The 22,485-nt window shown below is 70.7% G+C and carries 21 protein-coding genes and 1 pseudogene; 11 read left to right on the top strand and 11 right to left on the bottom strand.

What is annotated here, in order from left to right; genetic code table 11:
- Window positions 1-3: 3 nt before the first annotated feature.
- Together ACFO0C_RS12860 and ACFO0C_RS12855 are read left to right on the top strand one after the other, a co-directional pair.
- On the top strand, window positions 4-1,158 hold the full coding sequence (locus tag ACFO0C_RS12860) for an NADH-ubiquinone oxidoreductase-F iron-sulfur binding region domain-containing protein (protein WP_378066812.1): 1,155 nt from the start codon (window positions 4-6) through the stop codon (window positions 1,156-1,158).
- On the top strand, window positions 1,155-1,388 hold the full coding sequence (locus ACFO0C_RS12855; RefSeq protein WP_378066811.1) for a ferredoxin: 234 nt from the start codon (window positions 1,155-1,157) through the stop codon (window positions 1,386-1,388). Before ACFO0C_RS12860 ends, ACFO0C_RS12855 begins: the two co-directional genes overlap by 4 nt.
- A 31-nt stretch (window positions 1,389-1,419) precedes the next feature.
- On the opposite strand, the gene ACFO0C_RS12850 is transcribed toward ACFO0C_RS12855, so the two are convergent.
- The gene (locus ACFO0C_RS12850; protein ID WP_378066810.1) at window positions 1,420-2,451 is read right to left on the bottom strand and encodes a hypothetical protein; all 1,032 of its coding nucleotides are present in this window, start codon (window positions 2,449-2,451) and stop codon (window positions 1,420-1,422) included.
- A 284-nt stretch (window positions 2,452-2,735) separates the two neighbouring features.
- On the opposite strand from ACFO0C_RS12850, the gene ACFO0C_RS12845 reads away from it, so the two are divergent.
- The 3 genes from ACFO0C_RS12845 (at window position 2,736) to ACFO0C_RS12835 (ending at window position 4,669) form a co-directional block, all read left to right on the top strand.
- Window positions 2,736-2,894 carry a hypothetical protein gene (locus ACFO0C_RS12845; protein ID WP_378066809.1) on the top strand — a complete coding sequence of 53 codons (159 nt, stop codon included), beginning with the start codon at window positions 2,736-2,738 and terminating at the stop codon, window positions 2,892-2,894.
- Window positions 2,895-2,956: 62 nt separating this feature from the next.
- Complete coding sequence (locus ACFO0C_RS12840) at window positions 2,957-3,667, top strand: CPBP family intramembrane glutamic endopeptidase (RefSeq protein ID WP_378066808.1); 711 nt, start codon at window positions 2,957-2,959, stop codon at window positions 3,665-3,667.
- Window positions 3,668-4,138: 471 nt separating this feature from the next.
- Window positions 4,139-4,669 (top strand): hypothetical protein, encoded by a 531-nt coding sequence (locus ACFO0C_RS12835; RefSeq protein ID WP_378066807.1) that lies wholly within the window; start codon window positions 4,139-4,141, stop codon window positions 4,667-4,669.
- 107 nt (window positions 4,670-4,776) lie between these two features.
- On the opposite strand, the gene ACFO0C_RS12830 is transcribed toward ACFO0C_RS12835, so the two are convergent.
- The 6 genes from ACFO0C_RS12830 to ACFO0C_RS12805 all read right to left on the bottom strand — a co-directional run bounded on the left by ACFO0C_RS12830 (window position 4,777) and on the right by ACFO0C_RS12805 (window position 12,612).
- Window positions 4,777-4,932, bottom strand: coding sequence for a hypothetical protein (locus tag ACFO0C_RS12830; RefSeq protein ID WP_378066806.1), 156 nt, complete (start codon window positions 4,930-4,932; stop codon window positions 4,777-4,779).
- A 199-nt stretch (window positions 4,933-5,131) separates the two neighbouring features.
- Window positions 5,132-5,776, bottom strand: coding sequence for a lysophospholipid acyltransferase family protein (locus tag ACFO0C_RS12825; RefSeq protein WP_378066805.1), 645 nt, complete (start codon window positions 5,774-5,776; stop codon window positions 5,132-5,134).
- Window positions 5,777-5,920: 144 nt separating this feature from the next.
- Window positions 5,921-10,093, bottom strand: a complete 4,173-nt coding sequence (locus ACFO0C_RS12820; RefSeq protein WP_378066804.1) for a response regulator — start codon at window positions 10,091-10,093, stop codon at window positions 5,921-5,923.
- 353 nt (window positions 10,094-10,446) lie between these two features.
- Window positions 10,447-11,334 (bottom strand): hypothetical protein, encoded by an 888-nt coding sequence (locus ACFO0C_RS12815; RefSeq protein WP_378066803.1) that lies wholly within the window; start codon window positions 11,332-11,334, stop codon window positions 10,447-10,449.
- Between the two features lie 49 nt (window positions 11,335-11,383).
- Window positions 11,384-11,962, bottom strand: a complete 579-nt coding sequence (locus ACFO0C_RS12810; protein WP_378066802.1) for a helix-turn-helix domain-containing protein — start codon at window positions 11,960-11,962, stop codon at window positions 11,384-11,386.
- Complete coding sequence (locus ACFO0C_RS12805) at window positions 11,962-12,612, bottom strand: cyclase family protein (protein ID WP_378066801.1); 651 nt, start codon at window positions 12,610-12,612, stop codon at window positions 11,962-11,964. Before ACFO0C_RS12805 ends, ACFO0C_RS12810 begins: the two co-directional genes overlap by 1 nt.
- Before the next feature lie 120 nt (window positions 12,613-12,732).
- Here ACFO0C_RS12805 and ACFO0C_RS12800 point away from each other — a divergent pair, with 120 nt between their 5' ends.
- From ACFO0C_RS12800 to ACFO0C_RS12785, 4 genes are read left to right on the top strand one after another with little or no spacing between them, the layout of a single operon-like run.
- On the top strand, window positions 12,733-14,265 hold the full coding sequence (locus tag ACFO0C_RS12800; protein ID WP_378066800.1) for a purine-cytosine permease family protein: 1,533 nt from the start codon (window positions 12,733-12,735) through the stop codon (window positions 14,263-14,265).
- Window positions 14,266-14,273: 8 nt separating this feature from the next.
- Window positions 14,274-15,245 (top strand): agmatinase, encoded by a 972-nt coding sequence (gene speB, locus ACFO0C_RS12795; RefSeq protein ID WP_378066799.1) that lies wholly within the window; start codon window positions 14,274-14,276, stop codon window positions 15,243-15,245.
- On the top strand, window positions 15,242-15,619 hold the full coding sequence (locus ACFO0C_RS12790) for a YybH family protein (protein WP_378066798.1): 378 nt from the start codon (window positions 15,242-15,244) through the stop codon (window positions 15,617-15,619). The genes speB and ACFO0C_RS12790 overlap by 4 nt, the downstream gene beginning before the upstream one ends.
- Window positions 15,616-16,938 carry an NAD-dependent succinate-semialdehyde dehydrogenase gene (locus ACFO0C_RS12785; protein ID WP_378066797.1) on the top strand — a complete coding sequence of 441 codons (1,323 nt, stop codon included), beginning with the start codon at window positions 15,616-15,618 and terminating at the stop codon, window positions 16,936-16,938. Before ACFO0C_RS12790 ends, ACFO0C_RS12785 begins: the two co-directional genes overlap by 4 nt.
- A 46-nt stretch (window positions 16,939-16,984) precedes the next feature.
- On the opposite strand, the gene ACFO0C_RS12780 is transcribed toward ACFO0C_RS12785, so the two are convergent.
- Window positions 16,985-18,601, bottom strand: coding sequence for a diguanylate cyclase (locus ACFO0C_RS12780; RefSeq protein ID WP_378066796.1), 1,617 nt, complete (start codon window positions 18,599-18,601; stop codon window positions 16,985-16,987).
- 347 nt (window positions 18,602-18,948) lie between these two features.
- Here ACFO0C_RS12780 and ACFO0C_RS12775 point away from each other — a divergent pair.
- Window positions 18,949-19,175: pseudogene (locus ACFO0C_RS12775) on the top strand (transposase family protein); the annotation flags it as partial.
- Window positions 19,176-19,685: 510 nt separating this feature from the next.
- Window positions 19,686-20,291, top strand: a complete 606-nt coding sequence (locus ACFO0C_RS12770; RefSeq protein ID WP_378066795.1) for a GNAT family N-acetyltransferase — start codon at window positions 19,686-19,688, stop codon at window positions 20,289-20,291.
- On the opposite strand, the gene ACFO0C_RS12765 is transcribed toward ACFO0C_RS12770, so the two are convergent.
- The 3 genes from ACFO0C_RS12765 to ACFO0C_RS12755 all read right to left on the bottom strand — a co-directional run bounded on the left by ACFO0C_RS12765 (window position 20,250) and on the right by ACFO0C_RS12755 (window position 22,246).
- Window positions 20,250-20,564: an STAS domain-containing protein gene (locus tag ACFO0C_RS12765; protein ID WP_378066794.1), complete on the bottom strand. Its 315-nt coding sequence runs from the start codon at window positions 20,562-20,564 to the stop codon at window positions 20,250-20,252. The genes ACFO0C_RS12770 and ACFO0C_RS12765 overlap by 42 nt on opposite strands.
- A gap of 126 nt (window positions 20,565-20,690) precedes the next feature.
- On the bottom strand, window positions 20,691-21,188 hold the full coding sequence (locus tag ACFO0C_RS12760; protein WP_378066793.1) for a GNAT family N-acetyltransferase: 498 nt from the start codon (window positions 21,186-21,188) through the stop codon (window positions 20,691-20,693).
- Window positions 21,189-21,289: 101 nt separating this feature from the next.
- Window positions 21,290-22,246 (bottom strand): pectate lyase family protein, encoded by a 957-nt coding sequence (locus ACFO0C_RS12755; protein ID WP_378066792.1) that lies wholly within the window; start codon window positions 22,244-22,246, stop codon window positions 21,290-21,292.
- Between the last annotated feature and the right edge of the window lie 239 nt (window positions 22,247-22,485).

Here is a 22,485-nt window from a genome sequence, read left to right as displayed (position 1 = left end):
CCTGTGACCAGCACTTCTGTCGCCCCGCTGGAGCAACGGCTGCTGAGCGGCAGCGGCCGGCACGGCCCGCTGCCCGACCTCAGCGGCCCCGACATCATCGCGATGGCCCGGGAGGCGGGCCTCACCGGACGCGGCGGCGCGGGATTCCCGGTGTGGCGCAAACTCGCCGCGGTCGCCGCCTCCGGCCGCCCGGCCGTGGTGATCGCCAACGCCGCCGAGGGCGAACCGCGATCCGCCAAGGACAAGACGCTGCTCGCCGCAGCGCCGGAACTCATCGTCGACGGGCTCCGGCTCGTCGCCCGCGCGACCGGGGCGCAGGCGACGTACCTGTACGCGCCGGCAGCCGCCCACGACTCGCTGCGGAACCTGCCGGTCGAGCTGCGGACAGCGCCGGACGCGTTCGTCGCCGGGGAGGAGTCGGCGGCGGTCGCGGCGGTCACCGGGCGCGGAGCGGTTCCCGCCGACAAACGGATCCGGATCACCGAGTCCGGGGCCGGTGGCGCGCCGACCCTGGTCCAGAACGTGGAGACCCTCGCCCACCTGGCGCTGATCGCCCGGCACGGTCCCGGCTGGTTCCGTTCCGCCGGTACGGCCGACGAGCCCGGCACCTTCCTGGCCACCATCGGCGGCGCCGTGCAACGGCCCGGTGCCGTGGTCGAGGCCGGGTACGGGGTCACCCTCGGTGACCTGATCGCCGCCGCCGGTGGGCCGTCGTTCCGGCTGCGGGCGGTCCTGATCGGCGGCTACCACGGCGGCTGGGTGCCGGCCGACCCCGCGCTGCCGGTCAGCCGGGCCGCGCTCGCCCCCTACGGCGCGTCACCCGGCGCCGGGGTGGTCGTCGCGCTGCCCACCGTCTCCTGTGGCCTGGTCGAGACGTCCCGGATCGCGACCTACCTGGCGAGGGAGTCGGCCGGCCAGTGCGGTCCGTGCGTGAACGGGCTGCCCCGGATGGCGCAGACCCTCGCCGATCTGGCCGCCCGCCGGTCCCGGCCGGGCCTGCCCGCCGAGGTCGAACGGCTGGCCCGCCTGGTCACCGGCCGGGGCGCGTGCCGCCACCCGGACGGTACGGCCCGCCTGGTCCTCAGCGCGATGCGGACGTTCGCCCCGGACGTCACCGCCCACCTGCACGGACACTGTCTGGCCGAGGAGGCCCGATGACCACCCGGCTGCACATCGACTGGACCGCCTGCGACGGTCGCGGCCTCTGCACCGAACTGCTGCCGGAGCTGCTGGTCGAGGACGACTGGGGCTATCCGGCGGCCCGCCACGACGCCGACCTGCCGGTCCCGGCGGCGCTGGAACCCGACGCCCGGGAGGCGGTCAGCCGCTGCCCTGCCCTGGCGTTACGCCTGGTCCAGGTGCAGCCGGTGGTTCCCGGCCCCGCCTGAACCGCGGTGAGCTCGCCGAGGGGCGGCGGAATCAGTCGCGGGAGATGTCCAGGAACCCGATACCGGCCTCGGCGTCGATGTTCAGCCCGGGCTCGTCGTCGAGGTCGCCCTTACGGATCTCGACGCCGCCGCTCACGCCGCCCTTCTCATCGCCGTAGACGGTGACGTCACCGGCGCCGCTGCTCAGCGCGAGCTTCACCGGGACCTTCTCGGACGTGCGGATCTTCCACGTGTGCACGCCACCGGCCATCAGGATCGGCAGTGTCTCGTCGAGACGGCCCAGTTCGATCTCGATGGTCTGCGCTCCGCCGATGATGTCGATGTCGCTGACCGTGCCGCCGGACATGTCGAACGAGGCGGTGTGCACCCCGGCGCCCATCCGCAGCCGCCACACGATGTCCTCGCTGAGCAGCACGTCGATCTTGCCGCTGCCGTTCTCGGTACCGTCGGGTTCGGCGCTGACCGACAGCGTCCCGTCCTTGAAGTCGGCGTCGACGTCGAGACCGGAGTCCTTGGGGGTGGTGACCTTGAAGTTGTCGCCGTTCAGGTCGGCGGTGCGGACATCGAGACGGGTGACGCCGGAGGTCAGTTCGAACTTCGCGGCGGTGATCGCCGGCCGCGGTGGCGTCGTCGTCTGCGCCGGTGGCGGCGCCGGTGCCGTGGTCGTCGGCGCGGTGGACGGTGCGACGCTGACCGGAACGGTGGTCGTCTCCGCGACCGGGGGCGTGGTGGTGACTGCGGGCGCGGCCAGTTCCTGCTGGTCACGGGGCGGCTCGGGCCGGGTCAGCAGCAGCGTGCCGGTGATCACCAGCCCGGCCAGCAGCCCGGCCGCGAGCACCGGGCGTTTGCGGTTGCGGGGTTCCTGGGGTTCGATCTCCGGTGGTCTTCGTGCCCGGTCGGGCCAGTAGTCGGAGATGTTCGGCAGCCGCATCGGCATCGGGCGTGGTGTCGGCCCGGGTTCGGCGACCGGGACGGGCTCCTGTCCGTCGACGGGTTCGGCGTGGCCGGACACGTAGCCGGCGATCCGCAGTCTCGGGCGTTGCCCGTCGTTCCGCTCCATCACGCCGGTCTCCCCATCGATGTGATTCCCCGTGCAAGATACGGACACGTAGCGTCGACGGTTCAACAGCGCTATCAGTTAATAACCCTGCGTGGAGATCGCCTAGTCCTCGGCGGCGTCGCCCAGCGCGGGGAGGAGTCTCCCGCAGGCTCGCGATCGCGGCCGCCGTCACCTCCGGTGGTACGTCCCGCAGCCGGGCGGCCTGGGCGGCACTCGCGGCCCGGACCGCCTCTTCGGCCTTCTCCGCCCCGGCGGGGGAGAGGCGCCCGCCCCACCTGCCCCCGAACGTGGACGTCACCGGTGCGGTGGTCACCTGTCTGGGTGTCCCGGATGTGCACACCGTGATCGTCGACGGCACCGTGGTCAAACGCGACGGCCAACTGACCGCTCTCGACCTGCGCGAACTCCGCCACGCCACCCGCCGGATTCTTTCCGTGACGAGTTGAACCTCACACGGTGTGACGATTACCCGGATTCTCCCGCCGTCGCCGGGTAGCGTCTCATCCTCGTGACCAGCCGCCGCCTCTTCCTCGTCCTCGGTGCCGTCGTGGCCGTCCTCGCCACGGTCAACGTCGCCAACAAGTTCGGCCCGCACGGCACCGGCCTGATCGCCGGCCCGCTGGTCGCACTGGGACTGGTGCTCTTCGCCCGCCGGGCCGGCCTCACCTGGCACGATCTGGGACTGTCCCGCCGTACCCTGCTGCCCGGTTTCAAATACGCCGCCGCCGCGGTCGCCGCGGTAGCCGTCGTCTACGCCGTCGGCGCGGCCATCCCGTTCACCCGGCCCGCCTTCCAGGACGTCCGCTACCACCTGCACCTGAGCGCCGCCCTGCTCACGGCGTTCGTGGTGGTCCCGTTCGGGACGGTCCTGCTGGAGGAGGTCGCCTTCCGGGGCGTCCTGATGGGCCTGGTCAACCGTCATCGCGGCGCGGTGTGGGCGAGCGTCACGTCGTCGGCACTGTTCGGCCTGTGGCACATCCTGCCGTCACTGCGCCTCAACAGCGCCAACTCGGCGGTCGGCTCGATCCTCGGCACCGGTGTGACCGGCCAGGCGCTGGCGGTGGCGGGGGCGGTCGCCTTCACCGCACTGGCCGGCTTGCTGCTGTGCGAACTACGCCGCCGCAGCGGAAGCCTCCTGGCCGCCGCGGCCCTGCATTGGGCCACCAACGGCCTGGGCCTACTGATCACCGCCGGCCTGGCCGCGGCCCAGCTCACGTAGCCCGCATCCGAGGCGATCCCGGTCGGGGCGCTCGGCCGGCAGACCCAGGTACCGATGACCGGCTGCCAGAGGCACCACCTGCGCACATCCCAAGGTCATGGGATGCCTGCTGGTGCGGTGACCGTGGACGTCTGCCGGGTTGGTCCTGGCCAATCTTGACCGGTTGACCACCGGAAGCGGTGGAAAAATCGTCAAGATCCGGCGGGGCGACCGGTGAAGGTCGACAGTCACCGCACTCGCGGGTACGCGGAACCTCTTGAGCGCGCGGCATTGCGCTAAGGCGACGACAGGAGCACACGGTGGGTGAATGGTGTTCGCCGACCACTGCTGCCTTGATTCCGCGCGCAGTCAGGTGGCCGCCATCGAGGGCATCGGCACGATGACCAGAGAGCTCATCCGTCAGGGAGGAGGCGTACCCGGCGGGTGGTCAGGCCATCGTAGAGGGACCGGCTCGACGGGAGAAGGATGACGATGGCTGTTGATACTTTCATGGTCTACGTCGGTGTGTATTCCAGCGTTGCCGCCGCGGAGGCGGATTACGACCTGGTGAAAGACCTGCACCGCAAGGTGGGGCTGATCGACGCCTATGACGCTGCGGTGCTCGAACGCCGGTCCGGAGGGAAGACCCGGATAGTCAAGAAGCACGAGACACCGACCCGGGTGGGCGGGGTGCTGGGCGGCGGGTTGGGCCTCGCCACCGGTCTCGTGGTCGCGCTGTTCCCGTTCGCCGCGATCGGGGGCGGTCTGCTGGCGGCGACCACCTCGGGCGGCGCCGTTCTCGGGGCGCTGGCCGGCCACGCGGCAGCCGGGATGAGTCGCCGGGACCTCAAGGAACTCGGCGAGCACCTCGACACCGGAGACGCCGGGCTGGTGGTGATCGCGGTCGCCGACATGGGTGCCAAAGTGGAACGGGCCATGCGCCAGGCGGCCAGGATCGAGGCCAAGGAGCTCAAGGCCGACACTTCACAGATCGAGCAGGATGCCAAGACGGCCGGCGCGTGACGACATGATCGAGGTCCTCGCCGATCTGCGTGGGTCGCCGGCCGAAGCTGTGTGACGCGCGAAACGGGCGGCCCCGGATGGGAGGCCGCCCGTTTCGTCGTGGCGCGTCAGAACCAGACTTTTCGACCACCCACCGGCCGACCGACCGCACCGAGGATCCAGAGCACCGCGCCGATCACCAGGAGGATGACGCCGATCGTGTACAGGATCGACACGTGCAGGAGGTAGCCCAGGAGCAACAAGATGAGACCAACGACCAGCATTACTTTCTCCGTCCGTCCGCGGGGGGATTTCCCGCCGACGCCCTGATACCCAAGGCTTCCGGCGAGCAATCCTCGTCTATCCTCCGTCCGGGTGAGACGAACCCGACTCAGTCCTTGCGCCCGGTGACGGCGACCGTGACACCCAGGTGGACCAGGGAAGGCCGCCGTGGCGAGCGGGCGAACCAGTCGAGTGCCGGTGTCAGGTCGCTGCCGGCAGTGGTGCGACCTCGCGCAGTTCGGCGGTCAGCCGCGCGGCCATGTCCAGCGGCGACTCGGACGGCGACGACGGGGTGGGTTCGAAGAAGGTCACCTTCAACCGGGGGCGGCGCGGGAAACGGGCGATGTCCACGGTGCCGGAGACGGCCGCACAGATGACCCGCGTCTCCGGGACGGCCTGTGCCAGGCGCCCGACACCACTGCGGGCCCGCAACTGCTTCCCTTGCGAACGGGTGCCCTCCGGGAAGATACCGAGACAGCCACCATCGCTGAGGCACTGAACCGCGGCGTCGAGCGCGTCCGTGTCGGCCTGCCCGCGCCGGACCGGAATCTGCCCCATGCCGTCGAGCACCCACCGGAGCGCCGGATTCTTCCAGAGTGACGCCTTGGCGAGGGCCCGGATCTGCCGCTGACGGCGCGCGGCGACAGCGATGACCACCGGATCCCAGGCGCTGTCGTGGTTGGCGGCGACGATCGTCGCACCCTCCAGCGGAACGTCGGCCAGCCCCACCACTTCCAGACGGCCCCACCAGCGGACGATCGGCCCCGCCGCCGTCATCACCGCCCGGTAGACCGGCGAGATCCGCTCATGGTGACCGGCCCCGGCAGCAGAACGATCGCGTCCCATGACCCACTCTCAACGCTCGGAAACGACAGGCGGCCGGGTCACCGGTCCCTCGACCGTTCGCGGCCCTGCCAGCTTAGGTCGTCTCTCCAAGCCGCCGCGCTTCCGCTTCTGCGCCGTCGGCGATCCGGTCCCGCGCGCACCGGTTCACAGCCAGCTTGCGGGTCGGTCCGAGCGGCTCAGCAGACCCTCGACGGCCGTGTCCAGGGCGGCGGCGGTGAACGGCTTGGCGAGGAAGGCGCCGGCGCCGAGGCCGCACGCGTGAGCGTGTGGATCGTCCCGGTTCTGCCCGGTCACGACCATGATCGGCACGTCGCTCACCGGGCGCAGGTGCTCGATCACCTGCCAGCCACTCCATCCCGGCGGATTCACGACTCCGGTGAGCACGAGGTCCGGGTGGGATGCGACGGCCGCGTGTACGCCGCTCTCGCCCTCGAACCGGACCACGACGTCGTGCCCGGCCCGGGCCAGCATGCGCTGAATGATTTCGGTGGTGTTGAGGTCGTCATCGATGATCAGGATCAGCGCCCCGCTGGCCGTGCGGGCGACGACCGGTTCGGCCGGTTGCGCCGCCAGGAAGTCGTCGGTGACGGCGACTGCCGCCTCCGGCGCCCGCGATCCCAACTCCTGCATGCTGTGTTGCCAGTGGGCATGACCGAGGGCCTCGACGAGGTGTCCGGGTAGGGCGGCCAACGTCGCCGCCCGGAGCCCGGTGTCGGTGATCCGCCTCGCGTGTGCGGCGCCTGCCGGGCTGATCCGGGCCAACTCGGCTCGTAATTTGTCCTGCTCTCGTGCGTCGGTGATGGACGTGATGTCCAAGTCGGCGCTCATGATCAGATCCGGAGCGCCGATGCCGACCGCCGCCTCGACCCGTGTGCTCACCGAATCGATTGCGGCGACCACACGGCACACGGCCCGGACGTCGCCCAGACGGTGGTAGGCCTCCGCGACCGACTGCAGGGCGTGGTCGCGGCCGAACCCCTCCGGGAGCGCTCGCGCGGTGCGTTCGGCGGTCGCCGCCCAGCCGGCGGCCCGTGCCGGATCCTTCGCGGCGATCGTCGCGGCCATCCGTGCATGGATCACCGCCCGATTGTCGGCGTCGGCGACATGCCCGGTCACTCGTTCGGCTGCCTCCGTCATCCCGGCCTCGGCCAGTGCCTCGGCGAATCCGTACCGATGGGTGTCCTCGGTCATGCCGGCCTCGATGACGGCGGCCAGTCCCGGCGTGGGCGCTGCCCGGAATATCTCCACCTTCGCGAGCTGGCGTTGCCACTCCTCAGCCTGCTGCTCGGCCAGAGCGAGCGCTTCGTCTACGTTGCCGAGCGCGGCGAGCGGGGCGAGGGTGTCGGCGTCGTTCCACTCGCGGGCTGCCGAGCGGACGAGCCGGGCCGCGGATGCCGGGTCGTGTTCGCCAATTGCCTTGGCCAGGGACAACGCGGCCGCGGCCCGATGGTGGTCGGCATCGAGCCGTTCGCAGAACCGGACCGCCGTGGTGATGTCGAGCGCGGACATCAGCGCGGGTAGTCCGGTCAACAGCTCGTCGCGGCGGTAGGTGTTCGGGTGTTCGTCGTCCAGCGCGGCGTCGGCGAAGGCGCAGCCCCGGGCGAGGTCACCGGCGTGCAGATGTGCGGCAGCGAGCCGAGCGAGCAGGGCACCGCGTTCGGACGGTGGGGCCTCGCGGGCCAGGCGTTCGGCGCGGTCCAGATCGCCCGCGTCGATCATCGCCTCGGTCAGGATCCGGAAGTGATGCTGGCGGGCGTAGACGTCCACGGCGCCACGGGCGGCGGCGCCGGACTCCTCGGCCAGTTCGGCGGCGGACTCCATGCCGTGCCGTGCGGCGGCCTCGGCCAGGGTGGCGAGTGCGTTCGCGCGCCGGTCCGGATCGGCGATCGTCCGGGCCTGGTCGGCGGCTTCGTCGAGGTAGCGGTGTTCATCGGTCGCGTCGGCGAGCACGACCGCCATCGAGGTACGCCAGCATGCGCGCACCTGCCGGGCGGTGTGCCCGGCGAGTTCGGCGTGCCGCGCGGCTGCGCCGGGGTCGCTGGCTCGGGTGGCCGCCGTGCTGATAGCCGCATGCGCCCTGGCCAGGTCGTAGGCGGTACCGGGCGGGTGCGCCCCACCCATCCGGTCGACGATGGCCTCGGCGTCAGCCAGATGGTCGGCTCGCGCGAGGGCGTGGGCGCGGTGCAGTGGGTGGGGGATCTCTTTGGCCAGAGCCGCGGCGTCCTCGGGCGAGCCGGTGTGGGCGGCGACGGCCGCGAGTGCGTAACCGCGCCGGAGCGGATTGGTGATCTCCCTGGCCAGTGCCGTTGCGGCAGGTAGGTCGCCGTGACGCGCGGCGGCTTCGGCCAGGGCCACCAGTGCCTCGGCGCGGTAGAGGTCGTTCTCGATGCGGTCCGTGATCGACCGGGCCCGCATGTGATCTCCAGCGTCGGCCATCGCCCGTGCCGCGGCGGCAAGCGCCTCGGCCCGCCGGAATCGGTCGGCGATCGTCTCAGCAGCGTCCAACGCGGCCTCGGCCGCAGCCCGCGCAGGCTCGGAGCATCCAAGTTCAGCGGAAGCGGAAGGAGAAGGGGAAGCGGCCGCGGAAGGTGACGACAAGGCGGCTGCGGAAGGGGAAGCGGAGGCGGACGGTGAAGAGTCGACGGTGGAGGACGCGGGAGCGGCGGCGGGAGTGAGGTGGCGGGCGACGGTCGAGGCCAGGGCGGCGTGGGTCAACGCCCGGCAGTGACTGTCGGTGATGCCGTCGGCCATGGCGGCGGCACGAACCTGATGGCCGAGCAGAGCCCAGACCGCCGGCAGCCGGACCGGTACGGCGAGATTGCGGGCGGTCAGGGCGTCGCGGTGGAACGCCAGCCGGGCGGCGACCACCAGGTCCGGAACCGGCTGCCGGGCGACCAGGTGCTGTGCCGCGGCGATCTCGGCGAGAGCCGCGGTGTCACCCCCGGTCACCGCGAGCATCCGGTCGTGCCTGGCCCGGTCGGTGCCGAGCGCGACCAGGCCGGGCAGGTCTCCGGCGTCGGCGAGCATCAGCTGATAGGAGCGGAGCAGGTAGTCCGGTGTCGACGGCGGCCAGCCCCGGTCCCGGAAGGTCGACGCCCACGCGGCCAGACGGTCCCGGTACTGGCCGAGCTTGTGGTTGCCGAACCGGTGGACGGCCTGCTCACGGAGTGTCTCGTGGGTGTAGTGGAATACCGAGCCGCGTTCGGCCAGGGTGCGCCCGAAGACGCCGTGCAACAGGGTGTCCAGTTCGTATCGGGCGCGTCCGGTCAACTGCTCCACGTCGTCGCCGGTCAGGCCGCCGCCGGCCGCGGTGACCAGGCCGAGCACCTCCTCGTTCAAACGGTCCGGGCCGGCCAGCGCCTCTTTCAGTTCTTCGGCGGCGAGCAGGGCGACCCGGCGGGCGTACGGCGACGGGGCCAGGTCGCGCACGACGGCGTCGTGCAGCAGATGGTCCGCATCGACGTCGGCGGGCAGTGGGGGATCGGGGCGGCCCGCGACCAGCACCCGCAGGTGGGGTTCGGGGCGTCGGGGCAGTAGCGACGCGATGCTGGCCAGGCCGGAGCCCGGTCGGACGCCGCGGTCCTCGTCGAGGCCGTCGACCAGGATCACCAGGCGGCGCCCGGCGGTGGCCGCCCGTCGCAGTGCGACCCGCAGTAGCTGGCGGCGCATCCCTTCACGGGCGCCGGCGAGTGCGCCCGGCGGCACGGTCTCGCCGGTCAGCGCGGCCAGCTGATCGAGCATCGCGTCACTGAACGCGGTGCTGTCGGACTGTCCGGCGAGCCGTGCCGTCACGAAGAACGACAGCACCCAGGTGTCCGGTGGTGGGTGCAGTGCGAACCAGCTGAACAGGGCGGTCTTCCCGGCCCGCGCCGGTGCCTGCCAGCGGGCGCAGGCGATGTCGCCGCCGCAGAACTCCGCCAGGGTGTCCAGTTCGGTGTCGCGGCCCAGGAGTTCACGGGGCGCGAGGTCGCGTACCCGATCAAGGTATCCGGAACGCTCCCACCAGGTCGGCGTCTCGGTCCGGTCGTCCTGGTGCGCCGCGGCCTTCCGATAGAGGCGCAGCCCTCGGGCGGCTTCGTCGTCGAGGCCGCCGAGCGCGGTCTGCAGCGAGTGGGCCTGGGCGGTGTCGGCCGGGAGGGCGCGGCCGCCGACCAGGAGACCGACCCGGGTCGGTGAGGACAGGCCCATCGCCTTGGCGATGTCGCGCTGACTGCGGAGGCCGTTGTCGCGGTGGATGCGGTCGAGGTGCCGCAGCCAGTCCAGCATCGGCCCGGTTGTCGGCCAGGCGCTCTGGCTGATCGGCTTTCCCCTGCTCACCGCGTCACCACCGTCCCACGATGGCGCAGCCGTCGGGCACCTGTCCGGTCTCGGCCGGAATTCACCCGCCCAGGGGCCCCGCCCTGCCGGGCCACGGGTGATGCCGGGCCGCGGAGTCGCCGGCGTAACGCGGAGGCCAGCGTGAGTGCCGCCGTCAGTGCCTGGCACACCGCTGCGATCACACCGGCGATCACCAGAATGTCGTCCCACATGTCCTGCCTCGTCTCTGTCGGAGCGTCCTGCTCCTCAAGATTCGGGGCGGGCCGCGGGCCCGGGTGTCCACCGCCGTCCTGTCCGCGGCCCGGAGGCCCCGGCGAGTGGGTCGCGGTGGACGGGGACGGGACGGGCGGTGGTCAGATGCTGACGGAGTCGCCGGCCAGGGTGGCCTCCACCAGGGGGCCGGCGCCCAGCGGGAACTCCAGGTGGGCGGCTCCGGCCTTGATCACCAGGACGTGCACGCCCTCGTAGCGCTCGTGTGGGCTGACCTGGATGTCGGTGATCCGGGGGCGGGACAGGACGGTTCGGGCCAGGGACAGGTCGTCCCGGTTGCCGGTGAACCAGTTGCGGCGGTGGATGATCTGGATCTCGCGGTCGTCGGCGACGGTGATCGAGGCGTGCAGGATGGTGGGCCACGCCTTGTCGCGTACTCCGTCGGGGTTGGGAAGAGGGTTGACCACCTGGCGGCCGGCGACGTTGACCAGGCGCATGCCCGGTTCGTCGGCGATCATCCGGTGGTAGTCGGTGAGCAGGCCGATGTCGGCGCGGTCCAGCCGCGGGTCGGCGTGGTGCGGCTCGGCCGCGGTCAGGTTCCGGGCCGGCAGGTAGGAGCGGCGCAGCAGGTACATCAGCTCGCGGACGTGGGGGTTCGCGGCGGCGTTGTAGGCCACCGTGACGATCGGGCCGTCGACGGTGTGCACGGTCATCCGGCCGCTGAGCAGGCGCACACTGTCCGTGATCGCGGCGATGTGGTCGAGCGGGACCAGGACGGTGTCGAAGGTGTCGTCGCGTCGGGCGAGAACCGTGAGGTACTCCTCGTCGAGCGCGATCAGGTAGTCGTACAGGTGCATGGTGGGGTTGGCGTTTCGCCGTTCGATGTCGCGGGGGACCTTGAGCACCATGCGGCATCGCAACGGGTCGATGCCCGCGTCGCGGTAGAGGCGGGGGAGGTCGTCGACGGTGCGGACCTCGTCGATCCACGGACCGAAGCGGTCGAACTCCGGAGTGTTATCAGCGCTGGTCACAAGGGGCGAGCCTAACGCCTCAACGCTTCGCCGACCGGCAGTCCGGCAATCAGGGGGCCGGTGCGAGGACCCAGACCACCTCGGTGTCGCCGGTGGTGGCGTTGGACCAGGTGTGCGGCTCGCGGCCGGGGAAGGTGAAGGCGTCGCCGGCGTCCAGCAGGACGGTCTCCTCGGAGAGCCGGATCTCCAGGCGGCCGCGGACCACGTAGACGAACTCGACCTCGCAGTCGAGGGTGTAGAGCTCCTCGCCGCCGCTGCCGCCCGGCTCGACCGTCGAATGGATCACCTGGAGCTGACTCTGCGTGCCGGGCGTGAGCAGCAACTCGTGGACGTCGTTGCCGCCGAAGTTGATCGGGCGGCCCTCGCCGGCCCGGACCAGCGACGTCGCCGGCGGCTCGAACAGCTCGCCGACGCGGATGCCGAGGACCTCGCAGATCGACACGAGCGACGCCACCGACGGGGAGACCTCGTCGCGCTCGAGGCGGCTGATGAAGCCCTTGTTGAGGGTGGTGGCGTCGGCGACCTGCTGGAGGGTGAGGCCGCGGGCCTGCCGGGCGGCACGCAGCCGCCCGCCGATCGCCGCACCGGAGGCCGGTGGCTGGGCCACCCGCCGGACCTGGCCTGCCATCAACCCTCCAGCTGCATCGCGACCGCCCGCACGGGCGCCCCGTCTGCATTCTCCAAGGCGATCGGGAGGCAGGACACCAGGGGGTCGGGGAAGTCGATCAGTTCCAGGTTGCGGAAGTTCTCCCCGATGACGCCGCCGGCCTGTGCGATCAGGTGGTGCACCGGATAGCCGATCTCCGACGGCGTCTCGTCGATGTTGATCGCGTCGACGCAGAACGTGCGTACGCCCAGGTCGAGCATCCGGCGGCAGGCGTCGGCGTCGAGGAACGGGTGGTCGAAGTAGGCGTCGGTGCCGTAGAACCGCGACCAGCCGGTGCAGATCAGGGCGATCACACCGGGTTTCAGGCCGGCGGGATCGAGGCGATCCCAGGTGATGGGGGTACGGGGTGCCAGCCCCCGGACGTCGAGGACCACGCCGGGCCCGATGAACCGGCTCAGGTCGAGTTCGTGCAGGCGGGGCGCGTCGTCGCGGAAGTGGTAGGGGGCGTCGACGTGTGTACCGGTCTGCGAGCCCATGTCGACGTGCAGCAGGTTGAACCCGTCCCGCGCGATGGTGGCATGCGCGTTCAGCCGGGGTTCAGGGTCGCCCGGATATACCTGTGTCCCGGGGCCGACCGGCACGGACAGATCGACGATGCGGCGGACACGCATGTTTTTCCCTTCGTTAACAGCATGGCAAAACGAGTAGCCCTACATGCAACAGCCGTTGCGTGGGATGAAACTTACGCCTACTCTCCCCGCAACAGCGTTCCTCGGCGAAGGACAACCGCCATGACAGACATACAGCGCCCCAGGGTCACCGAGGTCGAGCAGCACGGCATCGACACCATCCCGGCGGCACACCGGCACTCCCGTCCCCTCGACCTGTTCCGCATCCAGTTCGGCGGGGCCAACACGTTCGCCACCGTCATCCTGGGCACCTTCCCCGTGCTCCTCGGCCTCTCGCTCTGGCAGGCGGTCGCCGCGACCGTGCTCGGCGTCCTGGTCGGGTCGGTCTTCCTCGCCCCGATGGGCCTGTTCGGGCCGCTCACCGGCACCAACAACGCCGTCGCCTCCGGCGCCCACTTCGGCGTCCGCGGCCGGGTCGTCGGCTCCTTCCTGTCCCTGCTCACCGCCATCGCCTTCTACTCGATCTCGGTCTGGGTCAGCGGCGACGCCGTCGTCGGGGCGCTGGTCCGGCTGGCCGGCGTTCAAGATTCCGACCTGCTGCGCGGCGTGGTCTACGCGCTTCTCGGCGCGATCGTCATCGTCGTGGTGATCTACGGCTACGCGTTCATGCTGCTGGTCAACAAGATCGTCGTCTTCGGCAACACCGCGCTCATCCTGCTCGGCATCCTGGCCTACAGCGGCACCCTCGACCTGGGCTACAACCCCGGCCCGGAGGCCTATGCTCTGGGCTCCTTCTGGCCCACGTTCGTGCTGTCGGCCCTGATCGTGATGGGCAACCCGATCTCGTTCGGCGCGTTCCTCGGCGACTGGTCGCGCTACATCCCGGCCGGCACCAAGCCGTCCCGCCTGCTCGCGGCCACCTTCGGCGCCCAGTTCGCGACGCTCGTGCCGTTCCTGTTCGGCGTCTTCACCGCCACCCTGGTCGCCGGCGAGGCCGACTACATCGTCGCGCTGATCAACATCTCACCCGCGTGGTATGCGTTGTTGCTGATCGTGGTGGCGTTCCTCGGCGGCCTGTCCACCGGCATCACCTCGCTCTACGGCACCGGCCTCGACTTCTCCTCGGTGTTCCCGCGCCTCAACCGGGTGCAGGCGTCACTGTTCATCGGCAGCCTCGCGTTCGTCTTCATCCTCGTCGGGCGGCTCGCCTTCGACCTGCTGGCCAGCGTCAACGCGTTCGTCGGCGCGATCGTCATCTGCACCACCCCATGGATGATCATCATGACGATCGGGTATGTGGTGCGCCGCGGCCACTACCGCGAGGCCGACCTCCAGGTGTTCAACCAGGGCCGGGTCGGCGGCGCCTACTGGTTCGGCAACGGGATCAACTGGCGCGGCATGGCCGCCTGGATTCCGGCCGCGATCCTCGGCCTGCTGTTCGCCAACTACCCACCGCTGATCGAGGGCCCGTTCCGCAACGTCGCGGGCGGCGTCGACATCAGCCTCCTGGTGTCGATCGGGACGGCCGCGGTCGCCTACTACGCCCTGATCCGACTCTTCCCCGAGCCCCGCTACGTGTTCGGTCCCGACGGACCCCGCGGCGTCCCGGCCGCCGACGGCGAGATGCCCGGCATCGTCGACGACCACGCCGCCTCCGAGCACCGTGTCAAGGCGCGCACCGGCGCCACCGAGTAAGGAATTCCATGTCCTCCGTTCCCCGTATCGTCCAGGACGGTCGCGTCGGTCAGGTCGACGCGACCGTCGTCCCCCGGTTCGCCGGCCCGGCCACCTTCGCCCGCCTGCCGCGCATCGACGAGGTCTCCGACGTCGACGTGGCGATCATCGGCGTGCCGTTCGACGCCGGTGTCTCCTACCGGCCCGGCGCCCGGTTCGGCCCCGCCCATGTCCGAGAGTCATCACGGTTGCTGCGGCCGTACAACCCGGCTGCCGACGTGTCGCCGTTCGCCAGCCAGCAGGTCGTCGACGCCGGTGACCTGGCCGTCAACCCGTTCTCCCTGGACGAGGCGATCGCTCAGGTCGAGGCCGGTGCGCGGGCCATGCTGGAGCGGGCCGGGCGCCTGGTCACCATCGGCGGCGACCACACCATCGCGCTGCCTCTGCTGCGGGCCGTCGCCGCCCAGCACGGGCCGGTCGCGGTCGTCCACTTCGACGCCCACCTGGACACGTGGGACACCTACTTCGGTGCGGCGCACACCCACGGCACCCCCTTCCGGCGCGCCTCCGAGGAGGGTCTCATCGACCGTTCCGGGTGCCTGCACGTCGGCACCCGCGGCCCCCTCTACTCCAGCCGTGACCTGCACGAAGACCGCGAGCTCGGCTTCCACGTGGTGCCCGGCGTGGAGATCGACGACCTCGGCGCCCGGGGCGTCGCCGAGCGCATCCGCGACCGCGTCGGCGACCGGCCCGTCTACCTCTCCATCGACATCGACGTCCTCGACCCGGCCTTCGCCCCCGGCACCGGCACCCCCGAGGCCGGCGGCATGACCAGCCGCGAGCTGCTCGCCACACTGCGTAGTTTCAGCGAGCTCAACCTGGTCGGCGCTGATGTCGTCGAGGTCGCCCCCGCCTACGACCACGCCGAGATCACGGGCATCGCCGCAGCTCACACCGTCTACGAGATCCTGTCCGCCCTCGCCCCCCGGAAAGACTCGTGACCGTTCTCGACGCGGCCGCCCGCATCGTGGCCGCCTTCGGCGCCCACGACACCGTGGCCTACTTCCGCGGCTTCGCCGCCGACGCGACGTTCGTCTTCCACACCACCGCGCAGCCCATACGGTCGCTGTCCGATTATGAGCAGCTGTGGTACGGATGGGAACGCGACGGTTTCCGGGTGCTCTCGTGCGAGTCCACGGACCAGCACGTGCAGCATCTCGGGGACGACGTCGCGATCTTCACCCACCGGGTCCGCACGGCCGTCCGCATCGACGGGGCCGAGCAGACCCTCGACGAGCGGGAGACCATCGTCTTCCACCAGCGTGACGGACAGTGGCTGGCCGTCCACGAGCACCTGAGCGGAGCCCCCGAGTGAGCCTCTACCAAGTAGTCGACCCCGCGACCGGCACGGTCGTCGCCACCTACCCCACAGCCACCGACGCCGATGTGACAGCGGCCGTCGCCCTCGCGCACGACGCCTACCGCACGTCGTCGCTGACCGTCGCCGAGCGGGCCGCCCTCATCGCCCGGGTCGCCGAGCTGCACATCGAGCGCCGCGACGAGCTGGCCAAGGCCATCCAGCAGGAGATGGGCAAACCCTTCGAGGACGCGCTCGGCGAGGTCGACTTCAGCGCGTCGATCTATCAGTACTATGCCGACAACGCCGCCGAGTTCCTGGCCGACGAGGAGATCAAACTGCTCGACGGCGACGGGTCCGCGGTCATCCAGCGGCGGCCGGTCGGCGTGCTGCTCGGGATCATGCCGTGGAACTATCCGGCCTACCAGGTCGCCCGGTTCGCCGGCCCCAACCTGGTCGCCGGCAACACGATCGTCCTCAAGCACGCGCCGCAGTGCCCGTCGTCGGCCGCCCGGCTCGCGCAGATCTTCGCCGACGCCGGCTTCCCGGACGGCTCCTACGTCAACATCTACGCGACCAACGAGCAGATCGAGCACGTGATCGCCGACCCGCGCGTGCGCGGCGTGTCGCTCACCGGGTCCGAGCGCGCCGGCGCGGCCGTCGCCGAGATCGCCGGCCGCCATCTGAAGAAGGTGGTCCTCGAACTCGGCGGTTCCGACCCGTTCATCGTCCTGGGCAGCGACGACCTCGACGCCACCGTGCAGGCCGCGGTGACCGCCCGCGTCGACAACAACGGGCAGGCCTGCAACGCCGGTAAGCGGTTCATCGTCCACCAGGACCTGTATGACGATTTCGTCAGCCGGTTCACCGCCGCGGTGCTGGCCACCACGGCCGCGCCGCTGTCGTCGGCCGCCGCCGCCGTCCGGCTCGAGGAGCAGGTCACCGACGCTGTCGCCGCCGGCGCGAGCCTCGCCACGGCCGGCGAGCGCGACGGCGCGTGGTATCCGCCGGGCGTGCTGACCGGGGTCGAGAGCTTCCACGACGAGCTGTTCGGGCCGGTCGCCGTGGTGATCCGCGCGCGCGACGAGGACCACGCCGTGGAGATCGCCAACGACACGCCGTACGGTCTTGGCTCCTACGTCTTCACCGGCGACCCCGAGCAGGCCCGCCGGGTCGCCGACCGGCTCGACACCGGCATGGTCTTCATCAACGGTGTCGGAGCCGAGGGCCCGGAGCTGCCCTTCGGCGGTGTGAAACGGTCCGGTTTCGGGCGGGAGCTCGGCCGCTACGGCATCGAGGAGTTCCTCAACCGCAAGCTGATCCGCACCGTCGCCTGACCCCCGCTGGCGCGCAGCCCGGCCCCCTGGGGCTGCGCGCCACCGGCTACGGGGATTCCGCCGGGCCGTGGACCCGGTTGCGGCCGGCCCGTTTGGCGGCGTAAAGGCGTTCGTCGGCTCGCCCCAGGACCACCGTCGGGTCGGTGGACTCGTCGCCCAGGGCCAGGCCGATGCTCACCGTGACCGCGAGGCCCTGCGCCACCGCGGTCCAGTCGTGGGCCGCCACCTGTGCCCGCAGCCGCTGGGCCGTCGTCGTCGCGTCGTGCAGGTCGGTGCCGGCGAGCAGCACCGCGAACTCCTCCCCACCGAAACGCACCACCGCGTCGTCGCCGCGGCAGGCCGAACGCAGCAGACCGGCCAGGCGGCGCAGCACCCGGTCGCCGATCAGGTGTGAGTGCTCGTCGTTGACCCGCTTGAAGTGGTCGACGTCGACCAGCAGGATCGCGTGGCCGGCCAGCCCGTCGGCCATCAGCTCGTCGAGGTGGCGGCGGTTGGCGAGCCCGGTCAGCGGGTCCTCCAGGCTCTGCCGCAGCAACTCCTTGTTGGCGTGCTGCAGCGCCTCGACCCGGGCCCGTTCCTCCTCGGCCGCCGCCTTGGCCTGCGCCGTCTCCAGCCGCACCACGGCGATGCTGCCGCTGCGCTTGGCAGCCTCCGACGCCACCTCCTTCGACAGCGCGTGGAACATCTTGTACGTGTCCAGGGCGCCGCGCAGATCCCCGTGCCGCTCGTAGGCGTCAGCCAGGTGCTCCGCCGCCACCATCGCGCTGTTCTTGCTCTCCGCGGCGGCCAGGGAGGCCCGCAGGTGGACGATCGCCTCCTCGTACCGTCCGGCGGCCAGGCACGCGCTGCCCTGCGAGTCCAGAAGGTGCGTGATGATCGACGGCGAGTCGCGGGCCGGGTCGATCTGCCAGCCGGTGAACAGCTCCAGCGCCTCCTCCACATGGCCGGAGAAGGACAGGCTCTCGGCGAGGTTCCCGAGCGCGATCACCTCGTGCCGGCGGTGGCCCAGCCGCCGGGCGACGACGATCGCCTCCCGGGACTGGCTCTGCGCGAGAACGCTGAGGGCCCGCGCACCGGTCTCGTCACCGGCCGACCGGGCCGCCTCGGCCAGGCACATGTTGGCGCAGGCCATGGTGTCGATCATGGCGCCGTTGGTGACCTCGTCACCGAGGATCCGTGCCATCTCGGCGGCCCGCTCGCTGAACTCGATGCAGACGTCGAACTGCTCCAGGTAGTAATAGACAGTCGCGGCGGTGCCGGTGGCCGTCATCCGCGCGGTCAGGTCACCGCTGGCATCAGCCACCTCCAGCGCCGTGATGATCTCCTCCATCGCGCTCACCGGGTCACCGGTGAACGCGAGGCTCCGCCCGACCGTCGCGTGCAGAATCGCCTCGCTGGCCCGGTCGCCGATTCGCCAGCACAGGTCGAGTGCCTCCCGGGCCAGCGCCAAGGCCTCGACGTGCTCGTCCAGGACGAGATGACAGCGGACGAGCAGGGTCAGGGCCCGGGCCCGCAGTACCGGGTCGTCGCCGTCGGCGACCACCTTCGCCAGCTCCTGAGCCGCGACCGGGTCGGACCGGTCGTAGTGGGCGATGGCCTGCCCGAGCAGGACGTCCGCGCGTGACTGCGCGGGCAGGCGCAGGCCGGTGCCGCCGGCGGTCACGACCGGGCCTGCCCGGCCCGGCCGTCATCGCGGCGTGGGATCCACGGCTGCGGCATCGGCACCCCCGAAGATTCGACGTTTCCCTACCGTCGGCGCGGCCCGGCGGAAGCTGAGGGATGTGTGCGGCCCAGGCCGTCGAGTATCGCGCTCGGCGACAGCGCAGTCCACGCCGAACAGTGAGCCATTTCAACCTGATCTTGCAGGTCAGCTCGGGTCGGCAGGGGCCGGTGATCGATGAGGGCGAGGCTCCAGGTAGGACAGTAAATCGACCGAACCCGTTGCCCCAGCCGGTAGCGCCCACCGCCTGGATGCCACGCTGATCCTGAGCACCCACACCATCATCGAGGGTGCGCACACCGTTCAAGCGGCGGCGGTCCCGTCCGAAGCTGTCACGTCGGCAGTAGGGCGGTCAACCGGGCGCACGCCAAGATCCGCGCCATCGGCAAACACGCCGACGACACCCTCAAGACCTGGAAGATTCTGGCGAAAATCCGCTGCAGCCCGCGCCGAGACCCCGATCATGCAGGCCATCCTCGTCCTGCGCCACGTCGAAGCGAACCGCTGTGCAGGATGAAAGGCTCACTGCTATTGCTGGAGCGGTGAGGTGTGGTTAAGCATCCAGATTATCCAGCCGCACATCACGATGAGGGTAAGTATCGTGCCAAGGAAAAGGACCATAAGTAGCGCGAACTTAAACTTTCCGGGCGGATCTTCCTCAAATCGAGGGTGGTCCTTGTAACTGGCTCTAGTTTTCTCGTTCTCGCGTCGAAGTCTCGCCAGTTCTCCCCGCAGGTTGGCGTGCCACTGCCGACGTTGTCCGTCGTTCATGGGCATGGTGGGGCTCACCTCCGAGTCTCTCAGCTTCTTACAGCTCAAACACACGGCTTTGCGGGACACTCTGTCACGAGTGCTGGCGTTCCGCATGTGAGCGCGACTCTCACGCCAGACGCTCGGAACCTGTCAGTCAACCGAGCGCCGGGTCCGGAGGGCACGGACAAGCCTTCGACGTAGGCCGCCGCGAACGGACATGACCGAGCCTTTTCAACCTGCGTGGCGGTGGGCTTCGATGCGGTGCAGGACGAGGATGGCTCACACGATCGCGGTTGCGCGGCGGGCGAGCAGTGCCTGGCGGCCGGGGGTTCCGTCGGCGCCATCGGGATTTGCGCCCGGCGATGTCCCGGCCGTCGTTGCGGTCCTCGATCATGCCGCGGCCCGGCTCGCGGCGGCCGGGATCCGGCGGTGGCCGCGACGTTTCGATCCGGATTGGGTACGGCCGGCAGTCGACCGTGGGGAGACCTGGCTCGTATGGATCGGGGATTCGGTCGCCGGCACGGTCACCCTGGACTGGCAGGATCGGTTGTGGACCGATCACGCGGTGCGGGCGGCGTACGTTCATCGTCTGGCGGTCGAGCGGTGGGCCGCCGGCGCCGGGATCCTCGTGCTGGACTGGGCCGCCGGCCGTGCCCGCGATCGTGACGCGACCGCGGTGCGGCTCGACTGTGTGGCCGCCAACGCCGGGCTGCGGGCGTACTACGAGCGGGCCGGCTTCCGGCATCGTGGCGATGTCGAGGTCGGGGGCGCGCCGGGGCAGCGCGACGACGGCGGGCCCCGGACGGTGGTCAGCCGTTACGAGCGGAGCGTCCGGATGTCACCGGATGCGGTGGGCGGGGACGCCGGCGGCCGTCAGTAGCAGGGCGATGCCGGCGGAGGTGTGGTCGACGTGGACGGTCACGTGATGGTCGTCGCCGAGGTGGCAGGCCGCGGCCAGGGTGCCCAGGTTGATGGGGTCCAGTTCGCGGACGCCGGCCAGGTCGAGGACCAGGTGGGGCGGGCGGACGTGCCGGATGGCGTGGATCAGGGCCCGTCTCAGCTCGGCGGCGTCCTCGGCGGCCACGAGGGGGCGGAGGTGGATGACGAGGGTTCCGTCGGAGGGGGTGGTGACGTCGAGCGTGCTGGCGGTCATGCCGCACCTCCAGTTACCCGAATGTTTCCGGGCCGTCCACGGTAGGTCTTTCTGCCGTCGACGTCGACCCATGGCGCGTCCGATTCACCGCAGACATGGGGAATTCACAGGGTCCGGGTCGCGCGGTCAGGTGACGACGGGGCTGCGCCGTTCCAGGAGTACCACGTCGCGCCATCGGCCGTGCAGCCGGCCGACCCGTTCGCGGGTGCCGATGACGCGGAAACCGCATGTGGTGTGCAGGGCGAGGCTGCCGGTGTTCTCCGGGAAGACACCGGACTGGATCGTCCAGATCCCGGCCGCCTCGGTGGAGTCGATCAGGGCGGTCAGCAGGGTCCGGCCGATCCCGCGGCGGCCCGCGCCCGGGTGGACGTAGACGGAGTGTTCGACGACGCCGGCGTAGGCGGCACGGTCCGAGACGCGGCGGCACGCGATCCAGCCGGCGACCCGGCCGGTCTCGTCGAGGGCCACGAACCGGTGGCCGGGCAGTTTGCCGGCGGTGAACCGCGCCCAGTCCGGGACGTCGGTCTCGAAGGTGGCGTCGCCGGTGCCGATGCCCAGGCGGTAGATGTCGAGCACCTGGTCAGCGTGGTCGTCGGCCATCTCGGCCAGGCGGATGCCAGTCATCGGGCCATCACCTCCGATGCCATGATCCCGCCGGGGGAGTGGTCATGACAAAGCGGTGCCCGCTCGCATCGAGCGGGCACCGCCGGGGTGGGGACGGAACGTCAGATCTTGCCGGTGCCGGCTCCGGCGACGACCGTGGCCTTGACCGTGTTGTTGGCCTGCGGAGTGTAGGAGTAGGGGATCGCGGCGACGCTGGCGCCGTTGCGCACCTGCTCCGTACCCGAGTTGACCTTGTAGTTGTTGAGGACCTTGATGTTGCCCGGGTCCGAGTCACCGGTCTGGGTGACAGTGGGGTTGGCGACGTTCTCGAAGTAGTTGCGCTCGACGTAGACGCCGGCGTTCATGGTCGACGCGACGCCGTACGACCCGATGTTGCTGTAGTAGTTGTTGAGCACGTGGACCGGGTTGGCGAAGCGGACGCGCGGGTGCCGCTGGCCGGTGCCCTCGAACCAGTTGTGCTTGTAGGTGACGCGCAGTTTGCCGAGGTCCTGGCTGGAGTTGCCGTCGTCGTGGCCGAGCAGCATCGACTTGTCGTGGTTGTGCAGCCGGTTCCAGGAGACGGTGATGTAGTCGGAGCCGCGCTTGATGTCGATCAGGCCGTCGTAGCCGCTGGCCAGGTCGTTGTGGTCGATCCAGATGTTGGTCGAGCCCTCCTGGACGTTGATCGAGTCGTCGCTCGCGTTGCGGAACACCAGGTTGCGGATGATCACGTTGCGGACGCTGGAGAGGTTGAGGCCGCCGCCGGTGATGCCGGAGCTGGAGCCGACGCCGATGACCGTCTTGTTCGAGGCGACGCTGTACATGCCGGAGATGGTGATCAGGCCGGACACCCGCACGGTCTGTGACGTGCTGGAGCTCAGTGCCGACTTGAGCGCGGCCGCGGTGGTCACCGTGACGACCGTCGACGACGAGCCGCCGCTGGTGCCGCCGTTCATGCTGGCGTAGCCGACCGGGGTGGACTCGGCGGCCCACGCCGGGGCCGGGGTGGCGGCGACGAGACCGCCCGCGGCCAGGACGCCGACGGACATTGCGGAGAGGACGGTTCTCCGAGTGGACATGGGGGATCCTCCGTTGGGGGGACGGATGCCGCCCGGGGTGGCGGCACTGGGGTGGACGGCGCCGACCCTGGCCCTGGGGAATGGCGACCTGGCGTGCGGCCGGATCGGTGGGTCCGGCCGTACGCTGCGGGTAAGCGCTTTCCTCGGCTGACGGTAAGCGCTGCAATCGAACTCTGTCAATGAGTGTTGCCGACGGACACTCGGCGCTCAGGTCCCTGCGGTACTGTGTCCGGCACGAA

This window comes from Actinoplanes subglobosus, assembly GCF_042650585.1.
Taxonomy (GTDB): domain Bacteria; phylum Actinomycetota; class Actinomycetes; order Mycobacteriales; family Micromonosporaceae; genus Actinoplanes; species Actinoplanes subglobosus.
This window is presented reverse-complemented; position numbering and strand designations above follow the sequence as displayed.